This window comes from Paenibacillus sp. J22FR83 (assembly GCF_059691955.1).
In genome coordinates this window covers 106896-128509 of record NZ_JCAUAM010000020.1, presented here as the reverse complement: position 1 = coordinate 128509, position 21614 = coordinate 106896, and the positions used below count along the sequence as shown (strand labels likewise).

20 protein-coding genes and 2 riboswitches are annotated in these 21614 nt (G+C 47.4%); of the genes, 8 read left to right on the top strand and 12 right to left on the bottom strand.

Annotated elements, in window-relative coordinates; translation table 11 throughout:
- Positions 1-46: 46 nt before the first annotated feature.
- The 3 genes from AC58PV_RS29175 to rpoE all read right to left on the bottom strand — a co-directional run bounded on the left by AC58PV_RS29175 (position 47) and on the right by rpoE (position 3122).
- Positions 47-439 (bottom strand): response regulator, encoded by a 393-nt coding sequence (locus AC58PV_RS29175; protein WP_056621969.1) that lies wholly within the window; start codon positions 437-439, stop codon positions 47-49.
- Between the two features lie 162 nt (positions 440-601).
- Positions 602-2203: a CTP synthase gene (gene pyrG, locus AC58PV_RS29170; protein WP_497436300.1), complete on the bottom strand. Its 1602-nt coding sequence runs from the start codon at positions 2201-2203 to the stop codon at positions 602-604.
- Positions 2204-2537: 334 nt separating this feature from the next.
- A complete protein-coding gene (gene rpoE, locus AC58PV_RS29165; protein ID WP_497436298.1) occupies positions 2538-3122 on the bottom strand; it encodes a DNA-directed RNA polymerase subunit delta in 585 nt (194 codons plus the stop codon).
- A 567-nt stretch (positions 3123-3689) separates the two neighbouring features.
- Here rpoE and AC58PV_RS29160 point away from each other — a divergent pair.
- Positions 3690-4856: a S8 family peptidase gene (locus AC58PV_RS29160; RefSeq protein ID WP_497436297.1), complete on the top strand. Its 1167-nt coding sequence runs from the start codon at positions 3690-3692 to the stop codon at positions 4854-4856.
- A 98-nt stretch (positions 4857-4954) separates the two neighbouring features.
- Here AC58PV_RS29160 and argS read toward each other — a convergent pair whose 3' ends face one another.
- From argS to AC58PV_RS29145, 3 genes are all read right to left on the bottom strand, one after another.
- Positions 4955-6628 (bottom strand): arginine--tRNA ligase, encoded by a 1674-nt coding sequence (argS, locus tag AC58PV_RS29155; RefSeq protein WP_497436296.1) that lies wholly within the window; start codon positions 6626-6628, stop codon positions 4955-4957.
- Positions 6629-6633: 5 nt separating this feature from the next.
- Complete coding sequence (locus tag AC58PV_RS29150) at positions 6634-7044, bottom strand: YwiB family protein (RefSeq protein ID WP_497436295.1); 411 nt, start codon at positions 7042-7044, stop codon at positions 6634-6636.
- A 242-nt stretch (positions 7045-7286) separates the two neighbouring features.
- Positions 7287-7790 (bottom strand): DinB family protein, encoded by a 504-nt coding sequence (locus AC58PV_RS29145; protein ID WP_497436293.1) that lies wholly within the window; start codon positions 7788-7790, stop codon positions 7287-7289.
- A 185-nt stretch (positions 7791-7975) separates the two neighbouring features.
- Between AC58PV_RS29145 and AC58PV_RS29140 the strand changes: the two genes are divergently transcribed.
- The gene (locus tag AC58PV_RS29140) at positions 7976-8113 is read left to right on the top strand and encodes a hypothetical protein (RefSeq protein WP_497436292.1); all 138 of its coding nucleotides are present in this window, start codon (positions 7976-7978) and stop codon (positions 8111-8113) included.
- Between the two features lie 378 nt (positions 8114-8491).
- Here the strand turns inward: AC58PV_RS29140 and speE are convergent, their stop codons facing one another.
- Positions 8492-9319, bottom strand: coding sequence for a polyamine aminopropyltransferase (gene speE / locus AC58PV_RS29135; RefSeq protein ID WP_057311106.1), 828 nt, complete (start codon positions 9317-9319; stop codon positions 8492-8494).
- Between the two features lie 286 nt (positions 9320-9605).
- On the opposite strand from speE, the gene AC58PV_RS29130 reads away from it, so the two are divergent.
- On the top strand, positions 9606-11720 hold the full coding sequence (locus AC58PV_RS29130) for a transglycosylase domain-containing protein (protein ID WP_497436291.1): 2115 nt from the start codon (positions 9606-9608) through the stop codon (positions 11718-11720).
- Positions 11721-11892: 172 nt separating this feature from the next.
- Here the strand turns inward: AC58PV_RS29130 and AC58PV_RS29125 are convergent, their stop codons facing one another.
- Positions 11893-12384 carry a YwhD family protein gene (locus AC58PV_RS29125; protein ID WP_068668006.1) on the bottom strand — a complete coding sequence of 164 codons (492 nt, stop codon included), beginning with the start codon at positions 12382-12384 and terminating at the stop codon, positions 11893-11895.
- A gap of 188 nt (positions 12385-12572) precedes the next feature.
- Between AC58PV_RS29125 and AC58PV_RS29120 the strand changes: the two genes are divergently transcribed.
- From AC58PV_RS29120 to sugE, 5 genes are all read left to right on the top strand, one after another.
- The gene (locus AC58PV_RS29120; RefSeq protein WP_497436289.1) at positions 12573-14573 is read left to right on the top strand and encodes a M1 family metallopeptidase; all 2001 of its coding nucleotides are present in this window, start codon (positions 12573-12575) and stop codon (positions 14571-14573) included.
- Positions 14574-14618: 45 nt separating this feature from the next.
- On the top strand, positions 14619-15437 hold the full coding sequence (locus tag AC58PV_RS29115; RefSeq protein WP_497436288.1) for a hypothetical protein: 819 nt from the start codon (positions 14619-14621) through the stop codon (positions 15435-15437).
- Positions 15438-15604: 167 nt separating this feature from the next.
- Positions 15605-15743, top strand: a riboswitch (cyclic di-AMP (ydaO/yuaA leader).
- 3 nt (positions 15744-15746) lie between these two features.
- Positions 15747-16217, top strand: coding sequence for a C40 family peptidase (locus AC58PV_RS29110; protein ID WP_068668007.1), 471 nt, complete (start codon positions 15747-15749; stop codon positions 16215-16217).
- A 224-nt stretch (positions 16218-16441) separates the two neighbouring features.
- Positions 16442-17053 (top strand): MSMEG_1061 family FMN-dependent PPOX-type flavoprotein, encoded by a 612-nt coding sequence (locus AC58PV_RS29105; protein ID WP_497436287.1) that lies wholly within the window; start codon positions 16442-16444, stop codon positions 17051-17053.
- Between the two features lie 70 nt (positions 17054-17123).
- Positions 17124-17226: riboswitch (guanidine-I (ykkC/yxkD leader) on the top strand.
- An 87-nt stretch (positions 17227-17313) separates the two neighbouring features.
- On the top strand, positions 17314-17634 hold the full coding sequence (gene sugE / locus AC58PV_RS29100; RefSeq protein ID WP_068668009.1) for a quaternary ammonium compound efflux SMR transporter SugE: 321 nt from the start codon (positions 17314-17316) through the stop codon (positions 17632-17634).
- Positions 17635-17658: 24 nt separating this feature from the next.
- Here the strand turns inward: sugE and AC58PV_RS29095 are convergent, their stop codons facing one another.
- The 4 genes from AC58PV_RS29095 to AC58PV_RS29080 form a co-directional block, all read right to left on the bottom strand.
- Positions 17659-18108: a YdeI/OmpD-associated family protein gene (locus tag AC58PV_RS29095; RefSeq protein ID WP_497436285.1), complete on the bottom strand. Its 450-nt coding sequence runs from the start codon at positions 18106-18108 to the stop codon at positions 17659-17661.
- 52 nt (positions 18109-18160) lie between these two features.
- The gene (locus AC58PV_RS29090; RefSeq protein ID WP_497436284.1) at positions 18161-19054 is read right to left on the bottom strand and encodes a methyltransferase domain-containing protein; all 894 of its coding nucleotides are present in this window, start codon (positions 19052-19054) and stop codon (positions 18161-18163) included.
- A 516-nt stretch (positions 19055-19570) separates the two neighbouring features.
- Positions 19571-20527 carry an ABC transporter permease subunit gene (locus AC58PV_RS29085; protein WP_497436283.1) on the bottom strand — a complete coding sequence of 319 codons (957 nt, stop codon included), beginning with the start codon at positions 20525-20527 and terminating at the stop codon, positions 19571-19573.
- Positions 20524-21600, bottom strand: coding sequence for an ABC transporter permease subunit (locus tag AC58PV_RS29080; RefSeq protein WP_497436282.1), 1077 nt, complete (start codon positions 21598-21600; stop codon positions 20524-20526). The genes AC58PV_RS29085 and AC58PV_RS29080 overlap by 4 nt, the downstream gene beginning before the upstream one ends.
- Between the last annotated feature and the right edge of the window lie 14 nt (positions 21601-21614).

The window sequence follows — 21614 nt, the reverse complement described above, 5'->3', positions numbered from 1 at the left end:
ATAACCAAGCCTTCATTTTTCCATTAAACAAAAAAAGACCCTATAACTAGGATCCTACTGCGAAACCACTGCTGGATTCATTATTTAATTGCATATTAACAGCAAGACGCAGCTCGTCAATATCAAATGGCTTCGTAAAATGCATGATTGCACCTAAGTCCGTCGCTTCTTTGATCATATCAAGCTCACCGTATGCCGTCATCATGATGACCTTAATAGAGACATCAATTTCTTTCACATGCTTCAAAATATCAAGCCCATCCATACCAGGAATCTTCATGTCTAATAGTATGAGATCAGGCGAAACATTTCTCACGATTTCCAAGGCCAGCTTGCCATTGGAGGCTTGATAGGTATCGTACCCTTCGTTACTGAACACTTCCATGAGGAGTACGCGAATTCCATTTTGGTCATCTACTACTAATACTTTCTTCTTCATCAGACAAGTCCCCTCCCGAAAACGAATAACAAGTTCCAATCCTATGAGTCAAGGTATTCGCTATTCATTTTCGTATTCCTTCCGAAGAGAACATCTTTTTTTGAAAAGTTTTACATAAAAGTTGATTATCAGGAGAGAGTTTCCCCTCTCACATGGCCTATTTTAACGAGCGATCAATTGTGCAGCTTTCACGAATTCACGGAAAAGTGGTTGTGGACGGTTCGGACGCGACGTAAATTCCGGGTGGAATTGTACAGCCAAGAACCAAGGGTGACCAGGCAACTCAACCATCTCGACCAGACGACCATCTGGTGATGTACCAGAAATGCGCAGACCAGCAGACTCAACCAATTCGCGGTATTCATTATTAAATTCGTACCGGTGACGGTGTCTTTCGTAAACGAGTTCATCATCATACGTTGTCGCAGCAAGTGAACCTGGCGTCAATTTACAAGGGTATAGACCCAAACGCATCGTACCGCCTAGATTCTCAATATCCTTCTGCTCTGGCAATAGGTCAATAACAGGATACGCCGTAGTCGGATTAATCTCCGAGCTATTCGCGCCATCCAATCCACAAACTGAACGCGCATATTCAATAACAGCAACCTGCATCCCTAAGCAAATACCGAAGAACGGAATTTCTTTCTCCCGCGCATAACGAATAGCCGCAACTTTCCCTTCAATCCCGCGATCACCAAATCCACCTGGTACAAGGATACCTTGCACACCAGAAAGAAGTGAATGCACATTATGATCGTAGATATCTTCAGCGTTGACCCAACGAATATCAATCTCGGAATCATTGTCGATACCCGCGTGTCCAAGAGCTTCAACAATACTAAGGTAAGCGTCATGAAGCGCAACGTACTTCCCAACGATCGCGATCTCGGTTTTCTTCGTCAAGGACTTCACTTTGCGAACAAGACTCTCCCATTCTGTCATATCGGGTTGATTCGTTGAAAGCTTCAAGTGATTCACAACATAATCATCAAGACCTTGCTCACGAAGCATCATCGGTACTTCATACAATGTTTCTGCATCTTTGCATTCAATAACAGCGGCTGGATCGATATCACAGAATAAAGCGAGCTTACGCTTCATATCTTCTGTCAAAGAATGCTCGGTACGACAAACGATCACATGGGGTTGAATACCAAGACCGCGTAATTCTTTCACGCTATGTTGCGTTGGTTTTGTTTTGACTTCTCCAGCTGCTTTGATATAAGGAATCAACGTAACGTGAATGTACATGACATTCTCGCGGCCGATATCATTTTTCATTTGACGAATCGCTTCTAGGAATGGCAAGCTCTCGATATCCCCAACTGTACCACCGATTTCGGTAATAACAACATCGGACCCAGCTTCACGACCTGCGCGAATAACACGTTCTTTGATTTCATTCGTAATATGAGGGATAACTTGTACAGTTCCGCCTAGGTACTCACCTCTGCGCTCTTTGGTAATAACAGAGGAATACACTTTACCTGATGTCACGTTCGAGCTTTTGGACAAGTTAATGTCGATAAAACGCTCATAATGACCTAAATCCAAATCCGTTTCTGCACCGTCATCTGTTACGAAAACTTCCCCATGCTGGTAAGGACTCATGGTTCCTGGGTCCACGTTGATGTAAGGGTCAAACTTCTGGATCGTAACTTTCAAACCTCTGTTCTTGAGCAGTCTTCCTAAGGAAGCTGCTGTAATTCCTTTGCCAAGGGATGAAACTACGCCTCCCGTAACGAAAATGTATTTTGTCACTATGTACGCCTCCTTATAGTTGTAAGCTTCCGCTTTAGATTTCGCCAGGCTGCTGGCTTCGTTCGTTATAACATGAAATAAGTGTGAAAAGGTGCTGGAAAACTGGCTTCATCAGCATAAGCTCTTGGGTGTCGCCAGAACAAAGGTGTAATAGCATTAGCTTCTGCTAAATAAGTGTTTTCATGAACAAATTACAAAAAAAAAAGCGCAAAAAAACAAAAAAAAGTGACACCCGTAGTGACGGGGCACTTTTTGAACGCATGCGCGAATTGTTAAGATCTTTTAAAGCCCATGCAATAGTTTACTCTGAACGTATAGTTGCTGTCAAGACAAGTTATTTATCGTCGTCATCATCGTCTTCGTCATCCAAATCATCTTCATCCTCGTCGGAATCCAAATCATCTTCATCCTCATCCGAATCATCGCTATCTTCGATTCCCGCTTCGCCAAGATCCTCTTCGATTTCTTCATCTTCGAAGAATTCAGTATCCTCTTCCGCTTCTTCTTCCTCTTCGGTTTCGGTACCAAATGCATCGTACTCGTCTTCTTCTGCGTATGTATCTTCTTCTTCCGCGTACACGTCTTCATCCAGATCATCATCTTCGTCGTTGATAATTCTAGGACGCTTCGCATTCCCTACCGCATCGTCGGACTTCTCAACAGGATACCAACGCTTCAAGCCCCATAGGTTCGTACCGACACAAGCAAAACGACCATCGATGTTGATTTCCGTATATAGTTGGGCGATTACATTCATGACATTGTCTTCAGAAAGCCCTTTTATTTTAGCAATTTCAGCCATAAGTTCTCGGTAGTAAAACGGCGTATTCGCCGACTTCAGCAATTCGAACGCCAAATCCACCATGGGCATTTCGCGTGCTTGCTCTGTGGTGATTTTGAGTGTGTATTCGCTGCTCATCTAAGGCACATCCTTTTCGATCATTTCTTGACTACGTTATCTACCATAACCAATATCTTCATTAAGTAAAACCTATTTTTTCTAAAATTGCAACTACCCGAAAATAAACGAGGACCTGAATGCAAAAAACACCCCATAAAAAGGAATACAGGCGAAGGTCCCCCTCCGCCCGCGACTGTACCCTAAGGAACCGCTTGCTGATGAACAGCAGTCGTTTCCACTACCTGAGAAAGAGACACTCCTGCCCGCGCCTCTCTATGTATCCTATGTTGAACCTACGCATCTGACACGGCCCTGCACCCATTTATTTCTATAAGTACAAGTTAATAATTCCGGTATGCAGCAGGCGGGACGATTGAAGGAAGCAAGGAAATGAGTGGAAGCTCCGTATGGATCGGAATACCAGCTCAATTCAATATTCGATGTCATATACACATCTTGGACTATTTCGTGATCAAAATTGGACTATTCGACACCCTCTATAAAGGCGATGACACGGTCAAGTACGATGACCTGTACATAAGATAGGGGAGATATGATTATATGCTGTAACGGGGGGATGGCACGATGGATACAGCCACCTTTCTTCATTTGCTTCATGAAGATCTGGGTCTTACTCAACAACCAGCAAGAAAGCACCTTATCCATTTCACCTCAAAGACAGAGTACTTTGCCTGCAAATCAGAGCTCCTTCGCATGACGTCTGAACTCCCCAGACTATCCCTGGTTCTGCCTCTAGACATTATTCACGCTTTCTCCTGTACCTTGTGTCCAGATACAAAACTCAGAGGCTTCTCCAGCTCGACACGTATCGAAGCCGATACGAAATTCATTATAAATAAAGTTAAAAGCAGAAAAACGGTACCGAAACGAGCTACAATTCTATCCAGCTCACGTACACGCACCATTCCTTGGGGGGTTGATCAAATCGGCGCTCCGGAGATCTGGAGCAAATCCGTCGGACAGAACATTCACATCGGCGTTATCGATACCGGCATCGATTATAAACATCCCGATTTGCACAACTCCATTTCACATGGCATCAACTTATTAAATCGCAGACTGATGCCACACGATGATAATGGACATGGTACACATATTGCAGGGACGATTGCGGCAACAGGCCGCAATTCCGGTATTATTGGCGTAGCGCCGCGGGCGACTATTCATCCTGTTAAAGCTTTTGATCACAATGGAAGCGCCTATGTATCCGATATCATTGCCGGAATTGACTGGTGCGTCCAAAATGACCTCGATATTATTAATATGAGCTTCGGCATGAAGACGTACAATCCCGCTTTAGAGCAAGCCGTTATGAACGCTTACTACAGAGGGAAGGTCATTGTAGCTTCCTCTGGTAATGATGGCCGGAAGAAAACCATTGACTACCCTGCTCGATTTCCTCAAGTGGTCTCGGTTGGAGCCACCACACGGACGGGTCGTATTGCCCCCTTCAGCAATCGAGGCACACAAATCGACATCTATGCACCTGGCGAACGCGTGTATTCGGCTTGGATTGGCGGCAAATATCACGAACTGAGCGGCACGTCCATGGCAACGGCGCATGTAAGCGGCGTTATCGCCTTGATGCTGTCCATGCGCACCATGTCGCCTCTGCAAATCAAGAACGCGCTGCGCCGCTGCGCGTTCCCGCTGAGCAAGCGCCCGAACGCCCGGTGGCAGCCCGGGCAATTGAACGCCCGCCGCGCAATCCGCGCGGCTGCGCAAGAGTAGCTGGCGCAGAGGAAGGATACCTTCTGCGCTTGGGTTAAAGAGAAGAAGCTCCCCTTTTGACCAGTGGTCAAGGGGAGCTTCTTCTGGCTGAGCGGGTGTTACATCCGCTCAGGGGCGGACACGCCAACCACGCGAAGCGTGTTGGCTAGGGTCGTGCGCAGTGCGCCGAGCAGGGCGAGGCGCGCTTGGGTTAAGGCTGCGTCATCTGTGATGACGTAGTGGCCTCTGTAGTAGCTATGGAACTGGCTTGCCAGTTCGTAGACATAGCGGATCATGCGGTGCGGCGTGTACTGCTCAGCCGCAATGGCGATCTCTTCCGGAAGCTCGCCGATCTTGCGCAGCAAGTCGAACTCGGCTTCCGAGGTCAGCTGGGACAGGTCCACCTGTTCCAGCGGGAGCACCGCGATATTCTGCTCTTCCGCCTGGCGGAAGATGCTGCAAATCCGTGCGTGGGCATACTGCACATAGAACACAGGGTTTTCATTGGACTGAGAAACCGCCAAGTCCATATCAAAATCCAAATGCGAGTCCATACTCCGCATAGCGAAGAAATAACGAATCGGGTCCACGCCGACTTCGTCCATCAAGTCTTCCATCGTAACGGCTTTGCCGGTACGTTTGGACATTTTGACCTTTTCGCCATTTTGGAACAAGCTCACCATTTGGGCGATCAGCACGACAAGGCGGTCAGCTTCAAAACCAAGAGCCGTCATAGCCGCTTTCATCCGCGGGATGTAGCCATGGTGATCGGCTCCCCAAATATTAATCAAGCGGTCATAACCGCGTCCGAATTTATTGCGGTGATAAGCGATATCTGGTGTAAGGTAGGTGAAGGATCCGTCGTTCTTAATGAGAACACGGTTCTTGTCATCTCCAAGTGGTGTCGTGTTCAACCATGTTGCGCCCTCTTCTTCATAAATATGACCATTATCGCGCAACTCCTGAAGCACTGGCGGGATCAGGTTATCTTCATAAATGGATGTCTCTGAGAACCAGTGGTCAAAATGAACACCGAAGCGGCCTAAGTCGCGTTTAATTTTGTCTAGCTCTTTCTCAAGTCCGTATGTACGGAAATAAGCTCGACGCTCATCATCCGGCAAGCTTAGAAGACGATCGCCTTCTGCCGTTGCAAGTTCTGTTGCAAATCCTTTGATATCTTCACCAAAATAGCCATCCTCTGGCATTTCCGCTTCTTGTCCAAGCGCTTGCAGATAACGTGCCTCAATCGATTTGGCCAAATTGATGACTTGATTCCCCGCATCGTTGATGTAGTATTCACGAGAAACGTTATAACCTGCTAGATCTAATACGTTACAAAGAACATCACCAACCGCTGCGCCACGTGCATGTCCCAAGTGGAGGGAACCTGTAGGATTCGCGCTGACGAACTCGACTTGCACTTTAATTCCTTGACCAACATTCGACTCCCCATAGCGTTCACCAAGCTTCGCCACATCGGCAATCACCGGGTAGAGGTAGACTTGATTCATTTTAAAATTAATAAAGCCCGGGCCTGCAATTTCCGCTTGTGCAATACTCGCTGCATCCTTATTCAGGTTAGCGATGATTTGCTCGGCAATTTGTCTCGGATTCTGCTTCGCAATACGCGTCAGTTGCATCGCTACATTCGTGGCGAAGTCGCCATGCGTCTTCTCTTTCGGCACTTCCAGAATAATTTCTGGCAACTGCTCCTCGGAGACGATCCCTGCCGTTAGAACGGCCTCTTTAATGACTTGCTTCACTTTCGCTTTCACTTCGTTAAGTACATCCATTTGTCTTACTCCTCCTGAATTAACAACTTGATTCGATAGGTTCCTGCATGTGTACCTGATGCATATAGATCATAGCTCCACCTCGTAATTCCGATCCCTTGAATGGCCTCCGAGGTCAGCTTGTGCGTCTCAATTTCCAGTTCCATTCGGAGCTGTGGTGTGTGATAAAAGCCTGTTCGCTTCTCTCCAGGAACGAAGGTTTGCTCCGCTTGTACATCCCCTTGGCGAATAATACGGATCTGATTATCTTCGAGCTTAATGATCGTCACAGTCCGTCCCAGCTCATTCGGTTCTTCTTCATAGCGGATATAGGTATGATCGCCTTTGCGATAAAGATCACCGCGCGCCTTCTGCACCGTGGTCTCACTCCCGCTTCGACTCTCGATTCGAATCCGCACCCGCTGCTTGTCCGTCATGATTCGACAATCCCCTCTTCTTCTGTTGCTACGTATGGCAACTCGCGCCAAAGCGTAGGCATGTTAGCTAATAGTGTATATGAAAGGATAAGTAAATTCAATGCATGGCAGAGGATTAGGAAACTAGCAGACGAGTCCCCAATTGGCAAAAGTGAACGATAATTACTCTATCGATGCCATTCAAGTCGAAAAAAGCCCCCTGATCCGTCAGAAAACGGACTTGGAGGCTCGTGAATCTATACCTATAAGGTTGGAACTGGCCTACCGATAGCAGCCCATTGTTCTTTGGCTGGGCCATAGGCACCGATAACGGGAAGTCCCGCTTGACGCATTAGAATTGTTAACTGACCACGATGATGAATTTCATGTTTCAAGAAGCTGTGGAGTGTTGTACTGATCGTCCATTGCATGCCGAACATCGTAACCACCGTCTGCAGATCCTCATCCGTCCATTGTGTACGGATTGCGTTAAGTATGTTCTGCGTTGTTGTCCGGTACGCTTCCGCAATAACTGCCGCCACCGCAGGTGGCGTATTCACGATAGCCGGCGATTCGAATTTCAACCCCGTTCCGTACAGCATACCGCGTTCTGCATGAACCAAATGCCACGCAATGTAGCCAAGTGGACGGTAACCTTCAGCTTGCGTTTGTTGGAGCGACTCATCTGTTAATGTATCTAGCAGTTGCTGCGTTGTGGCTGATTCCATTTCGTATTCTTGGATAAAGCTCTCTATCGTTGTAAACATATATCCAACCTCCTAGGGGTGATGGTACAGGGTGCAGTCTCGCTCTGGCTTGTTGCTCACGTGATTGTTGGTGCTAGCATTGGTGCTTCGAGCTGCTGCGATTCGTGTCCTGTCCTTATGTTTACAGTATAGCTAGGTGCTACTGACAGCTGTATGGCAGTGATTGAATAAGGAAGTATTATTACTTGAAGGAACGTAAGCTAGTTAAATTAGTTTCTGGGTTGGGTTGGGTTGGGTTGGGTTGGGTTGGGTTGGGTTGGGTTGGGTTGGGTTGGGTTGGGTTGGGTTGGGTTGGGTTGGGTTGGGTTGGATCAGGCAATTAAATGGATTTCCTACATCTATTTCCGGGTAAAACGAGAATTAAGTAAGTTTAACTGGATTTTCTACATCTAATTTCGCCGAAATGTCCCATTTGATCAAAAATGTCCTGAAATAACGGGAGGAAATCCAGTTATTTGGGAAAATGCCTTGTTTTTGCTTAAAATAGCTGTAGAAAATCCAGTTATTTGCTTAGTAGGCATGCTTGGTGGCTAGCCCCGGGGGTTCGGGTTCGGGTTGAGTTGAGTTTGGCTAGGGCTTCGGGTGAGGTTGAATTAGGGTTAAGTTTGGGCCCGAGTTACACAATGGCAAGCTTTGCTTGCCCAAAACAAAAAGGGAGCCGACAAAGCGACTCCCTCCGTTCAAATCTGCGATTATGCAGCTTATTTAATCAAATCTTCAACGAATTTAGGCAACACGAACGCTGCTTTGTGCAAGCGTGGTGTGTAGTATTTCGTTGGGAATTCAGGGATTGCTGATTCTTCTACTTGAAGCGGATCGTGCTTCTTGCTGCCCATTGTGAATGTCCACAAACCGCTTGGGTAGGTAGGGATATTCGCACTGTATACACGAACGATCGGGAAAATTTCTTTCACATCGCGATTTACGGTTTGGATCAAATCTGCTTTGAACCATGGGTTATCCGTTTGAGCAACGAAGATTCCGTCTTCTTTTAATGCATCGAAGATCCCTTGATAGAAACCTTTGGAGAACAGCTCAACAGCTGGGCCTACAGGCTCAGTGGAATCAACCATGATGACATCGTACGTGTTTTTGTGATCATGAATGTGCATGTAGCCATCGTTAACGATTACTTCAACACGAGGGTTGTCCAATTCGCCAGCGATGGTTGGCAGGTATTTCTTGGAGTACTCGATCACTTTGCCATCGATATCAACAAGAACGGCTTTTTTTACTTTCGGGTGCTTCATGATTTCACGAATAACGCCGCCGTCTCCGCCGCCCACAACAAGTACGTACTCTGGGTTCGGGTGAGTAACAAGCGCTGGGTGAGCAACCATTTCGTGATAGACGAACTCGTCTTTCACCGTTGTCATCACCATGCCGTCAAGTGTTAGCATCGTGCCCCACTCTTCGGTTTCGATCATGGAAAGATCTTGGAAATCCGTTTGCTCTCTTACATAAGTTTCAGTCACTTTTGCCGTGATACCGAAGCTATCCGTTTGTTTCTCTGTGTACCATAATTCCATAAAGTAACCCTTCTTTCGCTTCTCTATTTGGATGAATAATTCCTGACATTGGTTATCTCTAACAGTGTTCCACCAGCTGGAAAAGTCATACGAGTTAGGGTGTTAATTTCCAGTCCCTCGACACGTCCAAATTGTATTATAGTTCATTACCCCCAAAATGCAATATTTTCCTCGATCTTTTAACCAATTAACAAAAAATATTTACAATTCATTGAATACGGACTGCCATGCTTTTCCATACTGGTTAATAGCGACTTTGGGCAAGGAGAAGGGAGGCATGGGAAGCATGTCCGAGAATGAGAATACGAATGAGAAGCCTCGCCAACAAACACCAGACACACAAGCTGCCAGACGGAACGATGAGATTCCTGCTTCTATGAGGTGGATGAGACGGATTAAAAAGACCTTCTCGTTCTTCTTTACCTGCAGCCTGCTATTGCTCATCGGGACCACCGTTTTTCTCGTTTATTTGCGCGCTCAAACCCTTCCCGTCACCAAAACGATGCAAACCTCTCAGATGTATGATGTACATGGCGAGGTGATTGATACCTTTTATTCAGGGCAGAATCGGCAAGTCGTTTCATTAAAAGACATCTCACCTTACTTAATACATGCAACACTTGCTGTGGAGGACCAGCATTTCTACGATCATTTCGGTGTGGACGTTAAAGCCGTAGCACGCGCGGCCATTGTGAATGTCCAAGCGATGGCGAAGGTGCAAGGAGCAGGTACCATCACCCAACAATTAGCACGTAATTTATATTTAACTCATGATCGTACGTGGGCGCGTAAATTCAAGGAAACCGTGTATGCCATTCAAATGGAAATGCAGCTAAGCAAAGATGATATTCTCGCTGATTACCTAAATCAAATCTATTATGGGCATTCGACTTACGGCATTGAGACTGCGTCTGAACTTTTCTTCGGCAAACATGCCAGTGAATTGACATTGGCCGAAAGCGCTATGATTGCCGGGGTACCGAAAGGGCCGCGTTACTATTCCCCTTATTATGATTTGCAGAATGCGATGGATCGGCAAAAGGTCGTTCTCCAGACGATGGTGAACAGCGGATTTATTACCCAAAGTGCTGCTGATGCTGCAGGCAAGGAAAAGCTGACGATTCTGCCATTAACGAAAAAGAAGCCTTCTGTTGCCCCTTATTTCAGGGATTATGTACGTAATTTAGCGACGGAAAAGCTCGGTATCACGGAAGAACAGTTCGATGAAGGCGGCATACGCATCTATACGACGCTGGATAAGAATGCCCAACACATTGCTGAGAATGTCATTACTAAGCAGCTCGAAGGTAAGCCCGATCTACAGGCTGCGCTTGTCGCGGTAGATCCGCGCACGGGTGAGATCAAAGCTATGGTTGGCGGTCGCGACTATGCGGAAAATCAGTTCAACCGCGTCCTGTCGAATACACGACAGCCTGGGTCTTCTTTTAAACCTTTCGTATATATGGTTGCACTTATGAATGGCCTCACCCCTGTGTCTATGGTCAAGAGTGAACCGACGGTATTTACTTACGATGAAGGACGCCAACAATATACGCCTAGAAATTTCAATGATCAGTATACAAATGCGAATATGGATATGCGTCAGGCGATTTCGAAATCAGATAACATTTATGCGGTGCATACGATTCTTGAGGTGGGACCACAGAAGGTGATAGACTTCGCGCGTAAGCTCGGTGTTGCTTCTCCAATGAAGCCGCTGCCCTCCTTAGCACTAGGCTCTTTCCCTGTAAGTCCACTGGAGATGGCTTCGGCCTTTGCCTCTATTGCGAACCAAGGTGTGCACCATGAAACGACGGCTATTCTGCGAATTGAAGATGCGAATGGGCGTGTCTTATATGAAGCAACTCCTGTAGAGGAACAGGTGATACCACCTGCAGTTGCGTATGTAATGACCAATTTAATGGAGAGTGTTTTCGAAGAGGGTGGAACCGGTAACCGTGTAGCTAGTACGATTAAACGGCCAATAGCTGGCAAAACAGGTACCACGGATACAGACGCGTGGCTCGTCGGATTTACACCAGAGCTTTCCACCGCAGTCTGGGTCGGCTATGACAAGAGCCGTAATATCACTACAGTAGAATCACATCTCGCTTCACCGATCTTCGCGGATTTCACCGAACAGACCTTGGATGCGATTCCGCCCAAGCTGTTCCCGATCCCTGAAGGGGTATCGACGGTTTATATTGACCCTGTGAGCGGCAAATTGTCGAATGAGGACTGTCCGAATGCTAAAATGGAGGCTTTCCTTGCGGGAACTGAACCCACAACCTATTGTACGGGGAAACCTGCTAATCCAGATACGGCAGGCGGTCAAAAAGCGGGCACCAAAGGCGATAACGGCTCATGGTGGAACGATCTAAAACGGTGGTGGAACGACTAATTTCCCACTACATAAAAACACAAAAAGGCAGTACTAAGCGCGTCTTAGTCCTGCCTTTTTGCTGTCCTAGTATATGAGGTAACATACACTAGGGTCTAGTATACCCGCTTCGACAATGCGGAACAATGGATGACACATAATGTTCATATTCTCGATATTCCCCGCCTAAAGCTTAGGAGAGTGCGTCCTTAAGGCTTCCATCCGAGCGATTCCACCAGTCTTCGTTGTGCGCAATCAGGCAGTTTCGAAGGGCTGATCGTTCACTGTCAGACAAGCCTTCGAGGATGAATTTGCGTTTCATTGCACCGTCCATTTTATTAACATGCTCCGCAAGAATCTTCCATCCGCGGCGCGCTTCGGTATCGATTAGCATTTCGCAAGCAGACATCCCTGCATAGTAAGCGCCCTCTTCTGTACGATCAACCGCTACCCAGACGATCCATGCCTTCCGACCATTCGGGACATCTTCCTTGTTCGTGGAGAATTTAATCCCTTTCTCAATCTTACTCTTGGCATGCAGAGTACCTTCATCCAAATACGCTTCATCCCCGTCAATAATGATACCGGAGACGTTACTCAGATCAATGGCTCCTGCGCCGAAGCCTTTGTGATTCACTTTCGAACTTACTATATTTAAGGCCAGCTTCTTCTTATCCGCTTCCATTAGGGCACCTTCCACTCTACATTAGGTTAAAATGACGACATGCTTTCATTGTAGCGAAAGTCACTCGGTAGAACAAGTGGCGGCAGGCTCCCATGGACATTTCATATATTTCTTTCGCCTCGCAGAAATATTCCCTAGGTTGTCTACATATACATGCTGTAGATGCTTGTTTAGGCGGGGTGAATCTCATGGATATGAATGCTCTATTCAATAGCCGCAAGGTACAGTGGTTTGCTGTCATGCTCCTTGCTGCCGGCGCAGTGTTAATAACGAACACCTTGCTCCCCTCCACACCACGAGGGACTGTTCCTGTCGTCTCTAAAGAAGTTCCCTATGTTCAGACACCGGACATGCAGCCTGCAGATAATGGCAAACCGTTAGAAACTTCAACACCACTTAGTTACCGTATTGCCGAATATCACATGAATGTTGCCTACACACCAGAAACGAGACAACTCCAAGGTCAACAAACACTTACATGGGAAAATCCTGGCTCAGTCCCTGTACAAGACATGTATCTTCACCTCTATCCGAATGCATTCGCCTCGAAGAAAACGACGTTCATGCGTGAATCTGGCGGAAAGCTGCGAGAAGATGAAGCGAAAGAAGAGAGTACTGGCAGTATGGAGCTGCTCTCCGTGAAATCAGACGCGGGTGATGATCTCTCCAAACGAATGTCATTCGTTCAACCAGATGACGGTAATAAGGATGACCACACGCTGCTCAAAATACCGTTAACCAAACCTGTTGGGCCTGGGGAAAGTGTAACGATCAAAACCGAATTTCTTGTTAAGCTGCCTGCAGCTTTTGCCAGGATGGGATATGTCGGTGACTTCGTGATGGCTGGTCAATGGTTTCCGAAGGTTGCCGCTTATGAGCGCAAGGGGACTAGGGGACGAGCCGAGCCTGGTTGGAATCTCCATCAATACCATGGGAATTCTGAGTTCTATGCCGATTTCGGCATGTATGATGTGAAAATTCAAGTACCCGCGAATTATACGGTGGCAGCTACAGGGTTTCCTGTTAAACCTGCTGTGACGGACAAGGGCACGAAGACATATCAGTTCTATGCCGAGGACGTGCATGACTTTGCTTGGTCGGCTTCTCCTAATTTCGTCTACGTGGAAGAACCCTTCTCTACACCACAAATTCCAGGCGTCAAAATCAAATTGTATCTGGATCCAAACCATCAAAACTTGAAGGATCGGTATATGTATGCGGCCAAAAAAGCACTTTCCCGCTACAGTCAATGGTACGGAACGTATCCTTACTCGACCCTCTCCATCGTCGTCCCTCCTCCTGGTGGGAATGGTGCTGGCGGTATGGAATATCCAACCTTAGTCACCGCATGGGGGGCCAGCGACAAAGATCCAGACTTAGAACTGGAACGCGTCGTCGTCCATGAAATCGGCCACCAATTCTTCTATGGACTGGTTGCCAGCAACGAATTCGAAGAAGCATGGCTCGATGAAGGCTTTACTTCTTATGCAGAGGATAAAGTCATGGAAGCCGAATACGGGGAAGTACCTAATTTACCTGTCGAATCCAGTTATATCACTTCACCCAATGGACTTCAGAAAGAAGCATGGGCGTATACAGGGCATGACCAATATGCCGAAAATGTGTACACGCGTGGCAAGCTCGTACTCAAAGCTATTGAGGCGCAAGTCGGTACCAAGACGATGGATCGCATCATGAAATCTTACTTCCAGAAGTGGCAGTTCAAACATCCGTCTACGAAAGATTTCCAACAGGTCGTGGAGGAGATTAGTAAAACAGATTGGGACGACTTCTTTAATCAATATGTCTACGGCAATCTGATGATAGATTATTCCGTCGAGAGTGTTCACGTTCAGCCACAGGGCACCAAGGGTTCGGAGACCTACGAAAGTACGGTCCGTATCGTGAAGCTTGGCGGTAACTCACAGGAAGTGCCGATTCAGTTCCACTTCGCTGATGGCACTACGCTAGATAAAACATGGGATGGCAAGGAAGGTAGTATCGAATTCAAATTGATCCATGCCTCCCCTGTCGATTGGGTGCGCATTGATCCTAAGTACACGCTGATTCTCGAAAATAAGCACATCAACAACTTTTATCAAACACAATTAAATACGAAGTGGCAAATCCGCTGGAATCTCGGCATTATTCAATTCCTACAAGCCGTATTTGGCTCAGTTGCCTGGTGAGGACTTGGCTTACGTCTCATAACATACACTGAGGAGGGACCCTCGTTGGCCACCTATATCAAATCAGGCTTTAGGGCAGCAATGGCGCAGCCCTTTGCCACGATCATTTTGTTCCTATATCAGATGGGTTGGGGTGTTCTCCTGTATAAACTCGTACAGGGAATACTCATCCCCCTCATGCATCGGTTCCCTGGCGCTGAGCAGCCCAAGCAGGCATTGCAGATTTTTCTAGCTGAAAGCCAGTTCCAATTAATTAAAACAGATCTCAGCCATTCCTATTTATGGTGGTTAGCTGCCCTCTTGTGTGTTCGGATGTTGTTGACGCCTCTCTTCAATGGCGGTGTTTACTATTCGCTTACCCACTCTCACCAGAATGCTGGTTATCGCTTCTTTCGCGGGATGAAGCAGCTCATGCTCCCTTTCCTGCTCGTATATCTGATCCGCATGGCGCTAACGCTGATTCCACTCATTTGGCTTATTCCCAAAGCGTCTTATTTGCTAGGGCATAGTGGTTCCTACGAACAAATTGTAATGAAGCTTCTTCCTTGGATACTTGGCCTGATGCTTTACGGTTTTCTCTTGCAGCTTCTATTTATGTACGTGCAATTCGCTATTGCAGCCAAGCTAGGGATCTTATCAACCCTCTTCTCTTTCTTTCGTAATTCGCTGCCGATTATCGGACTTGCCATTATCCTATTGTTGTTCACATGGCTTTTGGCAGGGGTCACAGTCACAGCTACATATCTATGGGCAGGGCTAGTAGCCCTAATCATTTATCAACTCTACCCACTCTTTCATATATTCATCCAAATTTGGGGCATATCTTCCCAATATCAGCTACTTTCAGCCAAAATATCCAATTAATATCGGGCAAAAAAGTGAATAAACAAGCATTATCCCCTTCTCTTTGAGAATGGGGATTTTTTTGTCTATTTTCCGAACAATTAGACTATTTTTTTGCCTATTTATGTACCCGTAAAAGAGGAATTTCAAACATTATGACGAAATAAAAATATTAGCATCAAAAAACCAAATATTTCATGCCGAATTCCTCAGTTTTTGGGGAAACGGGGGAACCACTCCGGGTGAATTGATCTTGCAAGACAGGGATCATAGGGAACCTTCAACCGAACCCTCCAGCTAACCTCGTAGGCACCGGAAGGAGACAAGCAGTTGAAGAAAGTTGTTGGTCTTATTTTTAGTCTTGTTTTGTTTTTGAGCGTAAGTGTAGGAAGCGTTTTCGCAGCATCCGATATGGATAAAGCGGTAAACGACCTTGTTGGGACTCCTTACAAATGGGCAGGAACGACACTCAAAGGGTTCGATTGCTCTGGGTTCACGTCCTACTTGTTCGATGAGTTCGGCATCGATCTTCCACACAGCTCCAAATCACAAAACAGTGAAGGCTACTGGGTTGACAAAAGTGATCTTCGTAAGGGCGATCTTGTATTTTTCAACACAGATGGCAGCGGTATCTCTCACGTAGGGATGTACCTCGGTAATGGTGAATTCGTTCACTCCGCTACCAATCAAGGTGTTGTTAAGAATAAGTTGAGCGAATCCTATTATGCGAAGCGGTACGTATCAGCCAGACGAGTTCTATGGGATGATATTTACAATCAACTAACTGCTGAATCCAAGTAATATTCTCGGCACAGAATGAAGCCCTGCAAGCTTTGCTCGTAAGAGCGGCTTGCAGGGCTTCATTCATTGGAACGAGGCTATCGGCGTATACTAGGAAACACCAAATAACCGGCTCCGCCCTCCTGCGAAGGCGGGAGCCCACGGAGACATACAGCCGATTTTATTATGTTCCGCAATGATATTTTGAATAAGGGCCTCCTGGCCTCGAGAAAGGAAAAGAACGCATGGACAACATACAAGACAGTACCTCACCCCCATTTCCCGGCATCGTTCGTTCCATCAATGAAATTAGAGCTATAATCGGAGAGCCTCATCCTGCCGTACAAAATAAAGTAATCAATCAAATTGACGAGCACGCCCAAGCGTTCATCGCCAAATCACCTTTGTTCTTCTTATCCACTTCGGGTGCGAATGGATTATGTGATGTTTCCCCGCGCGGCGATAGCCCCGGCTTCGTTCGCATTCTCGATAATCACCGCCTCGTTTATCCGGAAAGACTGGGAAACCGCCGAGTCGATTCAATGTATAATCTACTGGCCAACCCGCAAGTAGGCCTCATCTTCATCATCCCTGGCGTTGAGAACGTACTTCGCGTCAATGGACGCGCTTGGCTGACGAATGATGAGGAACTCCTTGCGACTATGCAGCTTAATGGCAAATCGCCAATCGCCGCGGTCGGCGTTGAGGTGCAGGAATGCTTCGTCCACTGCAGTCGCGCCCTTAAATTGTCTAAAATCTGGGATTCCGCAACATGGGTGCCCGAACAAGAGCATCCTGATACGATGGCTATGTTCCGTGCGCATTTGGCATTGAACAACATAGCGCTAGAGGAATAGGGACAAGCTAAACAGGCAGCAGTCAAAATGTGTAACTTGACATCGCATGTTAGCGAGCCTATAATAACGGCATGTCGTTTTCTAGGGTTCCGCGGCGTCTTACCGTCGGCTGGTCCAAGGGAAAACACACAGCAAATATGCTGTGGTCACGGAGGGAGAAAAGCCCGGGAGTCTATCGCATTCGTGCGATATTCCCGGGCTTTTCTCTGTTTTTTTGTGGCACTGACATTACTATATCCTCTTATAAAGGAGTGTTCATGATGGCATGGTTATTTCTAGCTATTGCAGGTGTATTTGAAGTCGTATGGGCGATCTCATTAAAGTTCTCCAATGGCTTCACACGACTTGTCCCTTCGATTGTTACGATTCTTGGCATGATTGTTAGCTTCTATTTCTTAGCTGTAGCAACGAAAACCCTTCCCATTGGAACGGCCTACGCGGCATGGACCGGCATTGGAGCAGTCGGCGCGATTATCATTGGTACGCTATTTCTCGATGAACCGATCAGTTTGACTCGGATTTTATTTATGGTCCTAATTCTGGTCGGTGTGCTCGGACTGAAGTTCACATCAGGACACTAAGTGTTAAGCAGTAATAATGTACCGCTAAGTGCTGCTCATCTGCGAAACAACATTGGCAATCCGGCGTAGGCGCGTCTCTTGTGTCTTCGCGTCCTCGACTTGGCGGACGAATTCTTTGCGCTTGGAGAAAGCGAGGGCTTCGAAACGTTGTACGGCGCCCTCCGCTTCAGATAGCGCTGAAGATAAGTCGGCTGGAACTTCCACGGTCCGAGGGACTAGGTCCAACGCCAACGTTACCTCAACAGGGTCATCCGCTTTCAAGCCGGATGCTTGTCTATGGGCTTCACTCAGCGGGATTAGGTATTCACCGCCCATGACAGCGACGGTTGTCCGGTACGTGTAGCCGTTCAGCGTCACGGACACGCTTGGCTTTTTGCCCCCTGCTAACGTCGTCATGACCTCTTCGGGGATAGAGATCCCCGTGGCATTTTTATTATGGGCTTTCATCACCGTCGTATGGAATGTTACACTCATGGTTATGGCCTCCTTTATTATATGCATCATACCCATGTTGGATGGGTCAGAGCTATTTAATCGTATAGCTGACGTACCAGAAGCTGGCTCCCACGAAGATGCGCAAATGCTGCGACAAGGGTCGGAAAATATCATTTAACTCTTCGTAGCTATAATAATTCTTGAGTATTTCATGCTTGGATCCGTCGGCTAATTCACGTCTTTTGTAAGTGTCTTCGCTATCTTCTAGGGTGATAAGCTCACCGCCCCTGCCCGGCACATACACATTATCTGCGATAAACACCTGAGCCCCGCTGCCCAACCGTTCATGGAAACCTTGTAAAAAGCCCTCGATTCGATTCCGCGGAATATGCGAAAACCAGAAGTTCGCCAGCCCGAAGTCGAATTCTCCTCCTATCTCGGAGAGCTCATAGGCGTCTCCTTCCTTGAAGGACGCATTCCCCCTCGGCCATGTCTTCGACTCCGCGATACGCAGCACCTCTGGGCGGATGTCCACGCCAACAAGATTTGTCGCCGTTTCTGCGGCAATGTGTGTCCAGTAGCCCGTGCCGCAAGCAATTTCCAGCACGCGGTGCCCCTCTACCTGCCCCTTCAGAATATTAGACAGAAGCGCCAATTCTTGCTGATAATCCGCATCCTCCCGGTGATAAATCCGCTCATACTCCTCCGCTCGCGCGCCGTAGTAAGCTTGCATGTTCAGCTTTTCCTGATCAAGAAGCGCTTGCTTCTCCTTCACCTCGTGTAGAATACGATGCCGCGCTGACAACAGATCCGCAAAAATCGCGCCACCCTGTGCAGCATAGTTAGCAAGCAGCCCCTGCGTCGCCATGACAATCAACTGGGTCATCGATAACCCCGTATCATCCGCCATCTGTTCTAACTCGGATTTCACTTTCTCAGGCAAATAAACCGAGAGTCGTTTCGTTTTGTCTTGTTTGTCCTCCATGGTTCGTCCGCCTCCTTTTAAGGTATTATAACACATAATGTGTACCATTGTAACATTAATTGTGTTCCTAGTGTACTCGCGACTTGTTGATCCCGTTTTTTCAAGCGGTAGATTAGCGTCTAGGGGGCGGGAGGTGATGTGGTGGGGGTAATTGTGGCTTGGGAGGGAGGATTGGTGGGGGGCGAGGAATTGTGGCTTGGGAGGGAGGATTGGTGTGTAAAAGTAGCTAGATTTGAGGGGCTTCCACAATAATAAATGGAAAAACTCCAGTTAAATTGCCCTGATTTGGCTTCTTTTGAAGAATAGCTGGAAAATGTACAGTTAATTATGGCCATTTCCGGCATATCAGGCAAATCCGGGAGAAATAACGGGATAAAATCCATCTATTTGTAAATTCCGTCCATTTTGTTCGAAAATAGCTGTAGATTTTCCAGTTAATTGTTATGTAGCGCCTCTTTTTCTACACGACCAACAAAAAAAGCCGAGCCCCACCCTTCAGATGGACACTCGACTCTATTACATCAGCTGGCGTTCTTCGCCATAGAGGCGCTTGAGCTGATTCAGGAAAAATTGCAGGGAAAGGAATAACAACGCAAAGCTTGTGCCCGCACTCAGTATGATCCACGGGTGCAGACGTATATAACGTGCGCCGTAGGCGATCAGTGACAGCCACTCCCCTGAGGTGCTGATGGTGATCTGGAAGCCGGCTTCCTCGTCGCCGATCGTCTCTGTTCCACCGAGCACGATATTGAATACGGCTAGCTGCCCCAACAGGAACAACACCTGCATGAACTCGCTTAAGAAGGTGAACATCATTTCATTCCGCATCGAAGGGAAAATATGCCGAAGCGTCCGATGCCAGAACGAACCGCCCATGAGGCGGGAGGCTTCTATGAACATTTTGCCACTATAAAAGCGTGTCCGATCTGCAATCTGATATGCCAGCGGGAAAATGCCGATCAGGGTTATTAAGATAACGAAGGTGATGCTGAACAGCAGCTTATTGTGCGGATCTGCTTTGGCTCCCAGATCGAGCCTTAGCCCATAATACATCCCCGCTAGCGGCGGATAGAGGAAAATAAAAGCCGGCACCGCCGCAACCGCCCATTGTAAGGAACGGAGAAGGCCACGCCCTCTGCTCGTCATCCCGCTCCATAAGCCCCAGGGCAACGCCACGATAAAACGAAGCAAGGTCAGACCAAGCGCCGTGCCTAATGTGTATTTTAACCCATTTAATAATAGGCTGAGCATGTCGAATCCACGGTGATCGGTTCCAAGTAGGAAGGTACTATTGGGTGCGTATGGCGGGATGGCATATCTGGTTTTGCCGTCCTCTTGATACTGAATCATGTTGATTTTATCCTCTGGCGAGATGCCATGCGGCTTCAACCAGGACCCGAACAGCATCACCAGCAGGAACAGCGCCAAGATTGCGATGGATATATAAAAAGCGGTAGAACGACGTTTTCTCATGGTCTCACCACCTCCTCCGCACGTACCACGAACCGTTTTCGCAGCAGCGCATACAGGATATGAAAAGCCATGGCTACTACGCCCAGCACCACACAGATAGCGGACATGGAAGTAATCCCCTGATAGATCGGCAGAATGATGAAGCCACCTAAGCCCCCAATGCCACAAATCGCCTCCGCAACGGCCATACTAGCAAGGGCTAATGTCGTTGCTCTTGGCAGAATCGCCAACACATCCTCGAGCACATTCCGAAGCACATGCGAGAAGAGCACTTCGCGCCGCGTCAATCCTTTGGCTAGTGCAGTAACAACGTAATCTTGCCCCAATTCCCGTGTAATCGCAACGCGAAGCGTTCCATAAATCGTCACCGACGGAATCAGTGCAATCGTCAAAAAAGGAATGAGGAATGGCGTTCTGTCACCTACTTGAACGATTAGCAGTACATAGTGTCCGAGGATCTTCGTTGCGTAAATCGCCGCCAATTGAATGAGCACGATCAGGAAAAAGTCCGGTAATCCAACAAGCAGTGCATGAATGCCATCCAGCACAACTCCAATGCGTCTTGATATGGAAGCCCACAGTGCGACTAGCATACTGAGCAAGATCGCGAGCAGCAGGCCAGGGATGAAATAGGTGCAGGTTTTGAGGAGCATTTTGGGGATCACTGTCGTCATTGGCACTTCCTTGCGCGTATAGGGATCCCGGTATTTGCCAAAGTCGCCATGCAAGAAGCCTTTCAGCTGATCTTGAACGGTGTAGCCATAATAGCGCCATGAGATGATAGGCTTCTCAAGTGGAACGACAGCGGATCGCAGCACACCTTTGATCGTCATGGCTGTGCCTTGGTACTCCCAGAACTTGCCGTAAGGGACTTCTAGGAGTCCACTTTTTTCATTCAAGATCTTGCTGCCCGGCAGCATCTCACTTAGCTTCTGCATGCTAATACTGGCATTGACTGTTACTTTGATCTGATCAGGTTGGACGGATAAGAACATCTGCCGAATATTACTCAGCAAAAAAATACCGATCAACGTAATCGCACCCAGTAATAGCCATCGTCCTATTGACTTCAATCCGTGCCACCTCT

Excerpts from the sequence above, each read along its gene's own strand:
- AC58PV_RS29175 (WP_056621969.1), bottom strand. The coding sequence starts at position 439 with ATGAAGAAGAAAGTATTAGTAGTAGATGACCAAAATGGAATTCGCGTA.
- rpoE (WP_497436298.1), bottom strand. The coding sequence starts at position 3,122 with ATGAGCAGCGAATACACACTCAAAATCACCACAGAGCAAGCACGCGAA.
- AC58PV_RS29160 (WP_497436297.1), top strand. The coding sequence starts at position 3,690 with ATGGATACAGCCACCTTTCTTCATTTGCTTCATGAAGATCTGGGTCTT.
- argS (WP_497436296.1), bottom strand. The coding sequence starts at position 6,628 with ATGGATGTACTTAACGAAGTGAAAGCGAAAGTGAAGCAAGTCATTAAA.
- AC58PV_RS29150 (WP_497436295.1), bottom strand. The coding sequence starts at position 7,044 with ATGACGGACAAGCAGCGGGTGCGGATTCGAATCGAGAGTCGAAGCGGG.
- AC58PV_RS29145 (WP_497436293.1), bottom strand. The coding sequence starts at position 7,790 with ATGTTTACAACGATAGAGAGCTTTATCCAAGAATACGAAATGGAATCA.
- speE (WP_057311106.1), bottom strand. The coding sequence starts at position 9,319 with ATGGAATTATGGTACACAGAGAAACAAACGGATAGCTTCGGTATCACG.
- AC58PV_RS29130 (WP_497436291.1), top strand. The coding sequence starts at position 9,606 with ATGTCCGAGAATGAGAATACGAATGAGAAGCCTCGCCAACAAACACCA.
- AC58PV_RS29125 (WP_068668006.1), bottom strand. The coding sequence starts at position 12,384 with ATGGAAGCGGATAAGAAGAAGCTGGCCTTAAATATAGTAAGTTCGAAA.
- AC58PV_RS29120 (WP_497436289.1), top strand. The coding sequence starts at position 12,573 with ATGGATATGAATGCTCTATTCAATAGCCGCAAGGTACAGTGGTTTGCT.
- AC58PV_RS29105 (WP_497436287.1), top strand. The coding sequence starts at position 16,442 with ATGGACAACATACAAGACAGTACCTCACCCCCATTTCCCGGCATCGTT.
- sugE (WP_068668009.1), top strand. The coding sequence starts at position 17,314 with ATGGCATGGTTATTTCTAGCTATTGCAGGTGTATTTGAAGTCGTATGG.
- AC58PV_RS29095 (WP_497436285.1), bottom strand. The coding sequence starts at position 18,108 with ATGAGTGTAACATTCCATACGACGGTGATGAAAGCCCATAATAAAAAT.
- AC58PV_RS29090 (WP_497436284.1), bottom strand. The coding sequence starts at position 19,054 with ATGGAGGACAAACAAGACAAAACGAAACGACTCTCGGTTTATTTGCCT.
- AC58PV_RS29085 (WP_497436283.1), bottom strand. The coding sequence starts at position 20,527 with ATGAGAAAACGTCGTTCTACCGCTTTTTATATATCCATCGCAATCTTG.